General features: G+C 73.4%; 7 protein-coding genes. 3 read left to right on the forward strand and 4 right to left on the reverse strand.

The genetic code is table 11. The features are described 5' to 3' along the window. Positions 1-128 precede the first annotated feature (128 nt). The gene (gene glgP, locus ACFWH7_RS13620) at positions 129-2,729 is read right to left on the reverse strand and encodes an alpha-glucan family phosphorylase (protein WP_378217049.1); all 2,601 of its coding nucleotides are present in this window, start codon (positions 2,727-2,729) and stop codon (positions 129-131) included. A 171-nt stretch (positions 2,730-2,900) separates the two neighbouring features. On the opposite strand from glgP, the gene ACFWH7_RS13625 reads away from it, so the two are divergent. The 3 genes from ACFWH7_RS13625 to ACFWH7_RS13635 are packed head-to-tail and all read left to right on the forward strand — an operon-like array spanning position 2,901 to position 8,453. Further along, positions 2,901-4,994 (forward strand): alpha-1,4-glucan--maltose-1-phosphate maltosyltransferase, encoded by a 2,094-nt coding sequence (locus ACFWH7_RS13625; protein WP_378217050.1) that lies wholly within the window; start codon positions 2,901-2,903, stop codon positions 4,992-4,994. Further along, positions 4,991-6,784, forward strand: a complete 1,794-nt coding sequence (gene treS / locus ACFWH7_RS13630) for a maltose alpha-D-glucosyltransferase (protein WP_378217051.1) — start codon at positions 4,991-4,993, stop codon at positions 6,782-6,784. The genes ACFWH7_RS13625 and treS overlap by 4 nt, the downstream gene beginning before the upstream one ends. 55 nt (positions 6,785-6,839) lie before the next feature. Then, entirely contained in the window at positions 6,840-8,453 is a 1,614-nt protein-coding gene (locus ACFWH7_RS13635) for an aminoglycoside phosphotransferase (RefSeq protein ID WP_378217052.1), read from the forward strand. 60 nt (positions 8,454-8,513) lie between these two features. Here ACFWH7_RS13635 and ACFWH7_RS13640 read toward each other — a convergent pair whose 3' ends face one another. From ACFWH7_RS13640 to ACFWH7_RS13650, 3 genes are read right to left on the reverse strand one after another with little or no spacing between them, the layout of a single operon-like run. Continuing rightward, a complete protein-coding gene (locus ACFWH7_RS13640; protein WP_378217053.1) occupies positions 8,514-11,162 on the reverse strand; it encodes a glycoside hydrolase family 2 protein in 2,649 nt (882 codons plus the stop codon). After that, positions 11,159-12,163: a carbohydrate ABC transporter permease gene (locus ACFWH7_RS13645; RefSeq protein ID WP_378217054.1), complete on the reverse strand. Its 1,005-nt coding sequence runs from the start codon at positions 12,161-12,163 to the stop codon at positions 11,159-11,161. Before ACFWH7_RS13645 ends, ACFWH7_RS13640 begins: the two co-directional genes overlap by 4 nt. Continuing rightward, the gene (locus ACFWH7_RS13650) at positions 12,160-13,119 is read right to left on the reverse strand and encodes a carbohydrate ABC transporter permease (RefSeq protein WP_378217055.1); all 960 of its coding nucleotides are present in this window, start codon (positions 13,117-13,119) and stop codon (positions 12,160-12,162) included. The genes ACFWH7_RS13645 and ACFWH7_RS13650 overlap by 4 nt, the downstream gene beginning before the upstream one ends. Between the last annotated feature and the right edge of the window lie 188 nt (positions 13,120-13,307).

Consider the following 13,307-nt stretch of genomic DNA (forward strand, 5'->3'; position numbering starts at 1 on the left):
AGCGTTCTACCTCGCCAGACACCCGTACTACTTCGGCAACCAGCGTTCTACCTGGGCCGACCAGCGTTCTACCTCGGCCGACCGCCGTACTACTTCGGCAGACCCGGTTCTCCCTCGGCAGTCCTGGGTCAGGCGTTGGCGACGAGGCCGAGCTCGGCGACGCTCGGGAGGCCGTCGTGCGTCGGGACGACGCGCACCGTGTAGCCGAACGGGCCGGACGCGTCGAGCACGACCTCACCGGCGAACGCGTAGCGGCCGGCCTCGTACGTCTCGGCGAGCGCGAGCGGCTCGGCCGTGAACTCCTCGATGACGTCGGCCTCGCTGACGCGGCCGTGCACGACCTGCACCTGCACGTCCTCGGGGCGCAGGTCCCCGAGCGACACGTACGCGCGCACCGTGAGCCGGTCGCCGACCTGCGGCACCTCGCCGATGCCGGACGAGTCGACGTGGTCGACGCGCACGCGCGACCAGCCGGACCGCACGGACTCCTTCCAGTGCGCGAGCTCGCGCGCCGGGGCGAGCCCGTCGGCGGCCAGCGTCCGCCCGGCCGCGGCGGCCGGCGCGTACAGGCGCGTGACGTACTCGCCGACCATGCGCGTCGCCTGGACCTTGGGCCCGAGCGTCGCGAGCGTGTGGCGGACCATCTCGAGCCACCGGTCCGGGACGCCGTCGGCCGTGCGGTCGTAGAAGCGCGGCGCGACCTGCTGCTCGACGAGGTCGTACAGCGCCGACGCCTCGAGGTCGTCGCGGCGGTCCGGGTCCTCGACGCCGTCGGCGGTCGGGATGGCCCAGCCGTTCTCGCCGTCGAACCACTCGTCCCACCACCCGTCGAGGATGGACAGGTTGAGCCCGCCGTTGAGCGCCGACTTCATGCCCGACGTCCCCGACGCCTCGAGCGGGCGCAGCGGGTTGTTGAGCCAGACGTCGCAGCCCGGGTAGAGCGACTGCGCCATGGCGATGTCGTAGTTGGGCAGGAAGACGATGCGGTGGCGCACCTCGGGGTCGTCGGTGAACCGCACGAGCTGCTGGATGAGGCGCTTGCCCTGGTCGTCCGCGGGGTGCGACTTGCCGGCCACGACGAGCTGCACGGGGCGCTCGGGGTGCAGCAGGAGAGCCTTGAGTCGCTCGGGGTCGCGCAGCATGAGCGTGAGCCGCTTGTACGTGGGCACGCGGCGCGCGAAGCCGATGGTGAGCACTTCGGGCGAGAGCACGTCGTCGACCCAGCCGAGCTCGGCCGGGGTCGCGCCGCGCTCGCGCCACGACTTGCGCACACGGCGGCGCGCCTCGTCGACGAGGCGGCCGCGCATCTCGCGGCGGATCGCCCAGAGCTCGCCGTCGCTGACCGCGCCGCCCCCGTCGCCGCGCAGCCAGCCCGACGACGCGTGCTCGGCCGTGAGCTCGTCCAGCCCCAGGCGCTCGGCCTCGAGCGCCGCGAGCGCCGGGTCGACCCACGTGGGCGAGTGGACACCGTTCGTCACGGACGTGATGGGGACCTCGCGCGCGTCGAAGCCCGGCCACAGGCCCTCGAACATGCCGCGCGACACCTCGCCGTGCAGCAGCGAGACGCCGTTGGCGCGGCCGCCCAGGCGCAGGCCCATGACGGCCATGTTGAAGACGGTCGGGTCGCCGCCGTCGTAGTCCTCGGCGCCGAGCGCGAGGACGCGCTCGACCGGGAGCCCGTCCACCGCCATGTCGCCGCCGAAGTACTGCGTGACGAGGTCGCGGCCGAACCGGTCGATGCCCGCCGGCACCGGCGTGTGCGTCGTGAAGACGGTCGCGGCACGCACGGCCTCGAGCGCCTCGTCGAACGTGAGGCCCTGCTCGACGAGCTCGCGGATGCGCTCGACGCCGAGGAACCCGGCGTGCCCCTCGTTGGTGTGGTAGACCTCCGGCGCCGGGGCGCCCGTGAGGCGCGACCACAGGCGCAGCGCACGCACGCCGCCCACGCCCAGGAGGAGCTCCTGCTGGAGGCGGTGCTCGCCGCCGCCGCCGTAGAGGCGGTCGGTGACCTTGCGCGCAGCCTCGTCGTTGCCCGGCACGTTCGAGTCGAGCAGCAGCAGGGGCACGCGCCCGACCGCCGCGACCCACACGTGCGCGTGCAGCGTGCGCCCGCCCGGGAGGGCGAGGGACACGCGCGCGGGCGTGCCGTCGTCGTCGCGCAGGAGGGTCAGCGGAAGACCGTCCGGGTCGAGCAGCGGGTAGGTCTCGACCTGCCAGCCGTCGCGCGTGAGCGACTGCTTGAAGTACCCGGCGCCGTACAGGAGCCCGACGCCGACGATCGGCACGCCGAGGTCGCTCGCGCTCTTGAGGTGGTCGCCCGCGAGGATGCCGAGGCCGCCGGAGTACTGCGGCAGCACCGACGTGATGCCGAACTCGGGCGAGAAATAGGCGATCGCGGCGGGGAGCGAACCGCTCCCCTCCTCCGACGCCGCCTGCTGCTGGTACCACAGCGCGTCGTCGAGGTAGTGGCGCAGGTCGGCCGACGCGGCGCGCACGCGCTCGACGAACGCGCCGTCGGCCGCGAGCTCCGCGAGCCGCTCCGGCCCGAGCGCGCCGAGCAGCGCGACGGGGTCGCCGTGCGCCGACGCCCACGCCTCGGGGTCGATGCCGGCGAACAGGTCGCGCGTCGGGGCGTGCCAGGACCAGCGCAGGTTGTGGGCCAGCTCGTCCAGGTCGCGCAGCTCGGCGGGCAGCAGGGTGCGGACGGTGAACCGTCGGATCGCTCTCACGGGGACGAGACTACGCAGGCCGAGGCCGGTGCACACCCTCGCGGTGTCACACGCACGTCACGCTTGCGTGAACTTTCACCCCGGCGTCACCCCGTCGCCCGCACCCGCCCGACGACGCGCCGACCCCGCTCCCAGGTGCCTGCCCCCCGTGGGCATCGATACGTTGTGCGTGTGACGTCGACCCCTCCGGCCCCCGCGCCGCACCGCACCCCCGCACCCGCACCCGCCGCCCCGATCGGCCGCATCCCCGTGCTGGACGTGTCCCCCGTCGTCGAGGGCGGCCGGTGGCCCGCGAAGGCCGTCGTCGGCGAGATGGTGCCCGTCGAGGCGACCGTGTTCCGCGAGGGGCACGACGCCGTCGCCGCGACCGCCGTCCTCGTCGCCCCCGACGGTGCCGAGCGCACCGCGCGCATGGCGGACGTCGCGCCCGGCCTCGACCGGTTCCGCGCCACGCTGCACCCCGACGCGGTCGGCGACTGGCGGCTGCGGGTCGAGGCGTGGAGCGACCCGTACGGCACGTGGGCGCACGACGCGAGCGTGAAGATCGCGGCCGGCGTCGACGTCGACCTCATGCTCGCCGAGGGGGTCCGCCTCTTCGAGCGCGTCCTGGCCGACGCCGTCCCCCTCCCCGGCGCGGACGGCACCCCGGGCACGCGCTCCCCCGAGGACGCGCGCACCCTCGCCGACGCGGCCGCCGCGCTCGCCGACGCGAGCCGTCCCGCCCAGGCCCGGCTCGCCGCCGCGACGTCGCCCGAGGTGCGTGACGCCCTAAACCGCGCGCCACTGCGCGACCACGTCACGGAGTCGGCCACGTACGCGCTGCGCGTCGAGCGCCCGCTGGCGCTCGCCGGCGCGTGGTACGAGATGTTCCCCCGCTCGGAGGGCGCGCGCCGGCTCAAGGACGGGCGCTGGCGCTCCGGGACGTTCACGGCCGCGGCCCGCCGCCTGCCGGCGATCGCCGCGATGGGCTTCGACGTCGTCTACCTCACGCCCGTCCACCCCATCGGCACGACCCACCGCAAGGGCCGCAACAACTCGCTCACCGCGCTCCCGGGCGACCCGGGCAGCCCGTACGCGATCGGCTCGAAGGACGGCGGCCACGACGCGATCCACCCCGAGCTCGGGAGCGACCGCACGTTCCGCGCGTTCGTCAAGGAGGCCCGGCGCCACGGTCTCGAGGTCGCGATCGACCTCGCGCTCCAGTGCTCGCCCGACCACCCCTGGGTCGCCGAGCACCCCGAGTGGTTCACGACGCGCGCCGACGGCTCGATCGCGTACGCGGAGAACCCGCCCAAGAAGTACCAGGACATCTACCCGCTGAACTTCGACAACGACCCCGAAGGCATCTACGCGGAGGTCCTGCGCGTGGTCCGCGTGTGGATCGACCGGGGCGTCACGGCGTTCCGCGTCGACAACCCGCACACGAAGCCGCTCGACTTCTGGGAGTGGCTGCTGGCCGAGGTGCGCGCGACGAACCCCGAGGTCGTGTTCCTCTCGGAGGCGTTCACCAAGCCCGCGATGATGCACACGCTCGCACGCATCGGGTTCCACCAGTCGTACACGTACTTCACGTGGCGCAACACGCGCGACGAGCTCGCCGAGTACCTCGAGGAGGTCTCGGGCGAGGCGGGCGCGTACATGCGGCCGAGCTTCTGGCCGACGACGCACGACATCCTCCCGCCGTACCTCCAGCACGGCGGCGTGGCCGGGTTCGCGGTGCGCGCGGTGCTCGCCGCGACCGGGTCGCCCACGTGGGGGATCTACTCCGGGTACGAGCTCGTCGAGAACGTCCCGCGACCGGGCGTCGAGGAGCAGATCGACAACGAGAAGTACGAGTACAAGCCGCGCGACTGGGCGCTCGCGGAGGAGATCGGGATCTCGACGCTGCTCGCGCGGCTCAACGAGGTCCGCCGCGACCACCCCGCGCTGCGCCAGCTCCGCAACCTCACGGTGCACCCGACGACGAACGACCAGGTGCTCGCGTTCTCGCGGCACCTGCCCGCCGAGCACTCCCCGACGGGGGAGGCCGACACCGTCGTCGTCGTGGTGAACCTCGACCCCCACTCCCCGCAGGAGTCGAACGTGCACCTCGACCTCGCGGCCCTCGGGCTGCCACCCCTCGCGGACGGCCAGGACCCCTGGGCGCCGTCGTTCGTCGCGCACGACGAGCTGTCCGGCGAGAGCTACGGCTGGGGCCAGGACGTGTACGTGCGGCTCGAGCCGATGCGCCAGGTCGCGCACGTCGTGCACGTGAGGCCGGCATGACGTTCCCCCGTGACGCCGCACCGGTCCCCGTCCGGGGGCCGGCTGCCGGCCCCGCCCCCGTGCCGCCGATCACCGCCCCCGTCCCCGTCGCGGCGCTCCCACCGCGCCGCCAGCCGGCCGCGCCCGTCGACGCGCGTCCCGGCCTGTCCGACGACCCCGACTGGTACCGCACCGCGGTCTTCTACGAGGTGATCGTCCGCGCGTTCTCCGACTCCGACGGCAGCGGGACGGGCGACCTGCGCGGCCTCATCGACCGTCTCGACTACCTGCAGTGGCTCGGGATCGACGCGCTGTGGCTGCCGCCGTTCTACCCGTCACCCCTGCGCGACGGCGGCTACGACGTCTCCGACTACACCGCGATCGCGCCGCAGTACGGCTCGACGTCCGACTTCGCCGAGCTCGTGAGCGAGGCGCACGCGCGCGGCATGCGCGTCGTCATCGACCTCGTCATGAACCACACGAGCGACCAGCACCCGTGGTTCCAGGCGTCGCGCGCCGACCCCGAGGGCCCGTACGGCGACTTCTACGTGTGGAGCGACGACGACACGCGCTACCAGGACGCGCGCATCATCTTCGTCGACACCGAGACGTCCAACTGGACGTTCGACCCCGTGCGCCGCCAGTTCTTCTGGCACCGGTTCTTCTCCCACCAGCCCGACCTCAACTTCGAGAACCCGCGGGTCGCCGACGCGATGCTCGACGTCGCGCGGTTCTGGCTCCAGATGGGCGTCGACGGGTTCCGGCTCGACGCGGTGCCCTACCTCTACGAGGCGGAGGGCACCAACTGCGAGAACCTGCCGCAGACGCACGAGTTCCTGCGGCGCGTGCGGCGCATGGTCGACACCGAGTTCCCGGGGCGCATCCTGCTCGCCGAGGCGAACCAGTGGCCGCGCGAGGTCGTGGACTACTTCGGCACCGAGGACGAGCCCGAGTGCCACATGTGCTTCCACTTCCCCGTGATGCCCCGCATCTACTACGCGATCCGGGACCAGCGCGCCAACCAGGTCCTGGAGATCCTCGCCGACACGCCCGACATCCCGCCCGGCGCCCAGTGGAGCACGTTCCTGCGCAACCACGACGAGCTCACGCTCGAGATGGTCTCCACCGAGGAGCGCGCGTCCATGTACGGGTGGTACGCGCCCGACCCGCGCATGCGCGCGAACGTCGGCATCCGGCGCCGGCTCGCTCCCCTGCTCGACAACTCGCGCAAGGAGGTCGAGCTCGCGCACGCGCTCCTGCTCTCCCTGCCGGGCAGCCCGTGCCTGTACTACGGCGACGAGATCGGGATGGGCGACAACATCTGGCTGCCCGACCGCGACGCCGTGCGCACCCCCATGCAGTGGACGCCGGACCGCAACGCCGGGTTCTCGACCGCCGACCCCGGCAAGGTGTACCTGCCGCTCGTACAGTCGCTCGTGCACCACTACGGCTACGTCAACGTCGAAGCGCAGCTCGAGCAGTCGACGTCGCTGCTGCACTGGGTCCACGGGATGCTCAAGGTCCGGCGGCGCCACAAGGCCTTCGGCACGGGCGACTTCGTCCCGCTCGAGTGCGACAACGAGTCGATCCTCGCGTTCCTGCGCCGCACGCCGACCGAGACGGTCCTGTGCGTCGCGAACCTCTCGGCGACCGCGCGCTCGGCCTCGGTGTACGTGCCCGGGCACGCCGGGGCGACGCTCACCGACGTGTTCGGAGGCGCCCACTTCCCCGCCGTCGACGACGACGAGCGCGTCGTCATGACGTGGGGGTCGCGCGACTTCTACTGGCTCGTGGTGACCGATCCCGCCTGACCGGGTCCGCCCTCTCCGAGCCCTCGTGCGGCGGGTGCGACGCTCGCGTGATGGCATGAAGGCGACCTGGACCCGGGAGGCACGTGTGACGGTACGGCGGACGGACCCGCCCTCGGCGGAGCTCATGGAGCTCCTGGACGCCTGGCTGCCCGCGCGGCGGTGGTACCCCGTGAAGGGGGTCGCCGTGCGGCACGTGCCGTGGCTGTCCTTCGCGCTCGACGTCCCGGCGTCCGCCACGACGCCCGGCCCGCCCGACGACGCGTGGCCGGGGACGCGGGTCGAGCTCCACCTGCTGCGGCTCGTCGGGGAGGGCGTGGACCTCGTCGTGCAGGTGCCCCTCGTGCTCGAGCCGGCGACGCCGCCGGGCGACGCGGCCCTGGGCGGCGCGACCCCCGGCGGCGCGACGTCGGGGGTCGCGACGCCGGGTGGCGCGGCGTCGATCGGGACGCTCGCCCCGGGCGGCGCCGACGACGCCGGGTGGGTCGTGCACGACGGCGCCGCGCACCCCGCGTGCTGGGCGGCCCTCCTGGCCGTGGCGGAGTGGGAGAGCCACGGCACGGCACCGGGCGGGGCGAGTCCCCGCGGCGGAGGTCCCGACGCCGACACCGACCTCACCGGTGGACGCGCGCTGAGCGTCGAGCAGTCGAACAGCTCGGTGCTGCTGCCGCGGGTCGCCGGCGGGAGCATGCTCAAGGTCCTGCGCGCCATCGCGATCGGACCCAACCCCGACGTGACCATCCCCCGCGCCCTGGCGGCCCAGGGCTGGGCGGGGGTGCCCCGGCCGCTCGCGTGGCTCGAGGTGCGGTGGGACGCGGCGGACGACCCGGCCGCCGTCGACCCGGGCGCGGACGACCGAGCGGGCGAGCCGACCGCGGAGGGCGGGGCGCCGCCGTCGGGCACCGCCCCGGGCCCGGAGGCGCCCCGCTCCGCGCACCTGGCGATCCTCAGCGAGTTCGTCGAGGGCGCGCGCGACGGGTTCGACCTCGCCTGCTCCTACGCGGGGCAGGACGCCTCGTTCGCCGATCTCGCGACCGACCTCGGCCGGGTGCTCGCCGACCTGCACGCCGCGCTCCGCAGCGCGTTCGGCGTCGGCTCGCCCGTCGACGCGCGCTGGCTCGTCGCGGACCTGCGCCGGCGCGCGGACGAGGCCGTCGCGTCGTCGCGCGCGCTCGGGCGGCGCGCGGCGGACGTCGCCGCCTTCTGGGACCGCACGTCGGCGCGCCTCGCGAACGTCACGCGCGTCCCCGACGCGCTCCCCCGGCTCCAGACCGTCCACGGCGACCTGCACCTCGGCCAGGTGCTGCACGCGCGCCGGTTCGGCTGGAAGGTGCTCGACTTCGAGGGCGAGCCCCTGCGGCCCGTCGCGGAGCGCACGCGCCCGGACCTCGCGCTGCGCGACGTCGCCGGGATCGTGCGGTCGTTCGACTACGCCGCCGCCGTGGGGCGCGCGCGCGACGCCGCGTGGGCCGTCCAGGCACGCACCGCGTTCCTCGACGCGTACGACCGGGCGGACACGGCCGGCGTCGACCGCGCGACGTCCGAGGCGCTCGTGCGGGCGCTCACGCTCGACAAGGCGCTCTACGAGGTCGTGTACGAGTCGCGCAACCGCCCGGACTGGGAGCCCATCCCGCTCGCCGCCGTGGACCGCCTGCTCGCGGGGAACACCTGACCCAGGAGCCCTGGAGGGAGGAACCCGGTCGGTCACCGGGTCCCTCCCTCCGGGACGGGGTCAGCGCCGGCCGCGGCCGGTGACGAGCTGGTTCGTCGAGCGCAGCACGCGCGGGGCGACGAGGGCCCCGGGCTCGACGCCCGCGAGCGCCGCGTCGGGCCCGGTGACGTGGAACGTCACGGACTCGCCGGGCAGGAGCGTGACGAGCATGTCGTCCGCGCGCAGGCCGGGGTGGAGCTTGTCGGCCAGGAGCGCGACGTCGCGCACGAGGTTCTCCGCCGTCACCCGCACGGCCCAGCCAGCGGGCTCGCGGTGCACCTCGGTGACGAGGCGCGGCGGCGTGAGCGACGCGTCGCGCGGCTCGGCGAACCACCACAGCGCGCGGGCGCCACCGAGCGTCGCGACGAGCAGCTCGGCCGCCGTGTCGTCGGGCGTCGCGACGTCGCGCGGCACCTCGACGCTGGTGGTCCCGCGCGCGTCGACCCGGGTCCGGACCGACGTCGCCCGCCGCTCCGTGCCGTCGAAGGACACGCGTCGCACCACGAGGTCACCCGACCACGCCTCGTCCGTGTCGTTGGCCACGACCACGACGAGCCGGTCGGTCTCGTCGCCGGCCGGGACACCGCCGTCCGCCGAGCGCGGCTGGACGGTGAGCAGCCGGTCGGCGTGCGCGTGCGCGAGGGCGTGCAGGAGGGGCTTGGCGCGCCCGTCGCCGTCCACGGCGGCCCAGGACGTCACGGGCCAGCAGTCGTTGAGCTGCCACACCACGGAGCCCATGGTGCGGGGTGCCCACGAGCGCAGGTGCTCGACCGCGACCTGCACGGCGACCGCCTGGTTCCAGGACATCGCCCAGTGCCAGTCCTCCATGTCGTCCGGCAGCGGCACGTGCCGCACGAGCCCGTCCGTGAGCTTGTCGTTGCCCTGCGCGGCCTTCTGGTGCACGAGCATGCCGGGCGACTCGGGCGTCAGCGGGTCGTCGCTGATCGCGCGCGTGAGCGTCGACCACGTGGGCGGGCCCTGCCAGCCGAACTCCGCCATGAAGCGCGGCACGTCGTCGCGGTAGCGCGGCCAGTCCTGCCGGTTCCACAGCTCCCACGAGTGCATGGAGCCGTGGTCGGGGTCGTTGGGGTGCACGTCGAGGCTCCCCGACCACGGGCTCGACGGCGTGTACGGGCGCGTCCCGTCGAGCTCGTCGAGGACACCGGGCAGCAGCTCGGTGTAGTAGCCGAGGCCCCACGACTTGCCCTCGAGCCGCAGGTCCCAGCCCCAGGCCCCGAAGCCCCAGATGTTCTCGTTGCTCCCGTTCCACACCACGAGGCTCGGGTGCGGGGTCAGGCGCGTGACGTTGTCGCGCGCCTCCGCCTCGACCTCCGACCGGAGCGGCTCGTCCTCGGAGTACGCGGCGCACGCGAACGCGAAGTCCTGCCACGTGAGGATGCCGCGCTCGTCGCACAGGTCGTAGAAGTCGTCGGCCTCGTAGATGCCGCCGCCCCACACGCGCAGGAGGTTCATGTTCGCGAGCTCCGCCTGGTCGAGGCGCGCGGCGTAGCGCTCGCGCGTCACGCGGTGGACGAACACGTCGTCGGGGATCCAGTTCGCGCCCTTGACCCACACCTCGCGTCCGTTGACGACGACGGTGAACGACGTCCCGTGCTCGTCGGGCGTGAGGTCGAGCCGCGCGTCGCGGAAGCCCGTGCGCCCGGCCCACCCGTCGAGCGCACCGTCGCCCGCGGTGAGCGTCACCTCGACGTCGTACAGCGGCTGCTCCCCGTACCCGCGCGGCCACCACAGCGCCGCGTCCGGGACGTCCACCGGTACGACGGCGGTCGTCGCGCCCGCGGGGAGCGCCACCTCGGCGTCGTGGCGGCCGGAGGGGCCGCGGAGCGCGACGCGCACGGCGAGCGGCCCGTCGCCGGCGGCTCCGAGTGCGTCCGGGCCGAGCGACGCCCGCTCGACGTCGACGTGCACCGTGACCCGGCCCGGCGCGGCGGCGAGGTGACCCGCCCGGGAGGACGCGTCGTCGGGCAGGTCCACCGAGACGAGCGGGCGCACGGACGCGACCCGCGCCGTCGACCACGACTCGAGGCGCACGGGCTTCCAGAGCCCGACCGACGGCGCGTCGATCCCCCAGTCCCACCCGAAGCTGCACGCGGACTTGCGGATCGCGTTGTATGGGTGCTTGTTGACCTGCGGGCGGTAGCCGAGCGCGAGCGACTCGCGGTCCGCGAACCGCACGGGGGACGCGAACCGCACGACGAGCTCGTTCTCGCCCTCGCGCAGCAGGTCCGCCACGGCGACGCGGAACGTGCGGAACTGGTTGCGCGCGCTCAGGATGCGCGTGCCGTTGAGCGACACCGTCGCGACGGTGTCGAGGCCGTCGAACGCGAGGTCGTGGCGATCCAGGCCGGGTGCGTCCGTCGCCGACCAGGTGAACGTCGTCCGGTACTCCCAGTCGCAGCGCCCCACCCACGCGACGAGGTTCTCGTGGTCGTCGAGGTACGGGTCGGGGATCAGCCCCGCCGCGAGCAGGTCGGTGTGGGCGCTGCCCGGGACCGAGGCCGGGACCTCCACGCCCGCGACGTGCGCGGGGACCGGCCCCGCGACGGCGCGCGCCGTCCAGCCCGCGTGGAGCTCACGCCGGACGAGGCGCGCGGGGTCGGTCGCCGGCACGGCGGGTGCGGTCGGCGTCGGGGCGGTCGTGCTCGTCACTTGGTGGCTCCTGAGGTCAGTCCGTTGTAGATGAAGCGCTGCAGCAGCAGGAACGCGACCAGCGTCGGGACGATGACGAGCACGGTCCCGGCGGAGATCACCTCCCACTGTGCGCCGAAGGGGCCCTTGAAGCGGAAGAGGGACGTCGAGATGACGCCGAGGTCCCGCTTCGGCATGTAGAGCCAGGGCAGGTAGAACTCGTTGTAGATCGCGATGCCCTTGATGATGATCACCGTGGCGATCGCGGGCTTGAGCAGCGGGAAGACGATCCGCGCGTAGATCGTCAGGCGGTTCGCGCCGTCGAGCATGGCCGCCTCGTCGAGCGACCTCGGGATCGACTTCATGAACTGCAGGAAGATGTAGATCGAGATGATGTCGGTGCCCATGAACAGCACGATCGCGGCCCACCGGGTGTTGAACAGGCCGAGACCGCTGACGATCTGGAACGTCGCGACCTGGGTCGTGACGCCGGGCACGAGCGTCGCGAGCAGGAACGCCCCGACGACGAGCCGCTGCCCCCGGAACGTGAAGCGGTCGATCGCGTAGGCGGCCATCGTGCCGATGATGATCGTCCCGGTGAGGGCCACGACGAGGATGATCGTCGTGTTGACGAACCCCTGGAGCATGCCCCCGCGCGTGAACGCCGTGACGAAGTTGTCGAGGTTCGTCCAGCTCGACGGCGGGTCCAGCGGGCCCGTCTCGCGGAACTCGGCCTGCGTCTTGAAAGACGCCATGAAGATCGTCACGAGCGGGACGACCGCCACGAGGCAGGCCGCGACCAGCGAGGCGTACTTGAGCGTCGTGCCGACGGGGCCGAGGACCGGGCTCGCCCCGCGCGTCCAGCGCGCCCAGCCGGCTCGGACGCGGTCGGCGGCCGACGGCGCGGGGAGCCGCGGGTCGGCCACGTCGCGCGGACCGGGGGCCGTCCGGGATGCCGGTGCGTCCTCCGTCCGGGAGGCGTCGTCCTGCGCGGCGGACGTGCGCAGCGGTGCGGCGCTCATACGAGGTCACCTCTCTCGTCGGGGACGACGCGTCGCTGCACCCACGAGATGAGCAGGACGATGATCAGCAGGACGACCGCCATCGCAGAGGCGAGTCCCACCTTCGAGAACGTGAAGGCCGTGTTGACGGTCTGGATGACGAACGTTTCCGACCCGTTCGCGCCGCCCGTCATGATGAACGGCATCTCGAACACGGACAGCGCGCCGGACACCGCGAGGATCACCGACAGCCCGATGATCTGGCGGATCCCGGGCGCGATGATGAAGCGGAACTTCTGCCACGCGTTCGCGCCGTCGAGGTCGGCCGCCTCGTAGAGCTCGTTCGGGATCGACTGGATCGCCCCGAGGAAGAGCACGAAGTTCAGGCCCATGTAGCGCCACACGCTCGTCGCGGCGAGCGAGACGTTGACGAGCGACGGGTCACCGAGCCACAGGGGCGGCTCCGTGAACCCGAACGCCGCGAGGAACGCGTCGAGCGTCCCGCCCGGCCGGAAGAAGTAGAGGAAGACGAGCCCGATCGCGACCCCGTTGATGAGGTAGGGGAAGAAGATGATCCCCTTGAACCAGTTCCGGAACCGCGTGCTGAAGCTGAGGATCGTCGCGAAGTACAGGGCGAGCACGAGCTGGACCGCCGCGCCCACGAGGTAGTACAGGCTCACGAGGAACACGCGGAAGATCTCGGGTCGCGTGAAGATCTCGACGTAGTTCTTCCAGCCGACGGGCTCCTTGACGGGGTCGAGCCCGTCCCAGGACGTGAAGCTGTACCACACCATGTTCGCCACGGGGACGTAGGTGAAGAGCAGCAGCATGCCCACAGGGACGAGCAGGAAGAGCCACGGTGTGACCCGCCATCCGCCCTTCGTCGCTCCCCCGCCCGGGGCGGGACGACGTCGTCCCCTCAGGCGTGCCGGGCGCGTCGCTCCGAGCGCACCGGCCGGTCCGGTGACCGCGGCCATCGCAGTCGCCTCCTTCGTTCGTCTCGCTGGGTCGTCGCTCGCCGGGGCCGGCGAGGCTCGTGCCGGGGGCGGTCGCGCCCCGGGCGAGAAGGCCGCGCGCCCGCGCGGGGCCGCCGCGCCCCCCCCCCCCAGCCGACCCTCGTGCACCAGGAGCAGGACGAGCGCGGCGGTGAAGGTCTTCGTGTTGC

The organism is Cellulosimicrobium cellulans (genome assembly GCF_042723955.1).
GTDB lineage: Bacteria > Actinomycetota > Actinomycetes > Actinomycetales > Cellulomonadaceae > Cellulosimicrobium > Cellulosimicrobium cellulans_H.

Bases quoted from the DNA above. Each gene is read 5' to 3' on its own strand.
- ACFWH7_RS13645 (WP_378217054.1), bottom strand. From the start codon at position 12,163: ATGAGCGCCGCACCGCTGCGCACGTCCGCCGCGCAGGACGACGCCTCC.
- treS (WP_378217051.1), top strand. From the start codon at position 4,991: ATGACGTTCCCCCGTGACGCCGCACCGGTCCCCGTCCGGGGGCCGGCT.
- ACFWH7_RS13635 (WP_378217052.1), top strand. From the start codon at position 6,840: ATGAAGGCGACCTGGACCCGGGAGGCACGTGTGACGGTACGGCGGACG.
- ACFWH7_RS13650 (WP_378217055.1), bottom strand. From the start codon at position 13,119: ATGGCCGCGGTCACCGGACCGGCCGGTGCGCTCGGAGCGACGCGCCCG.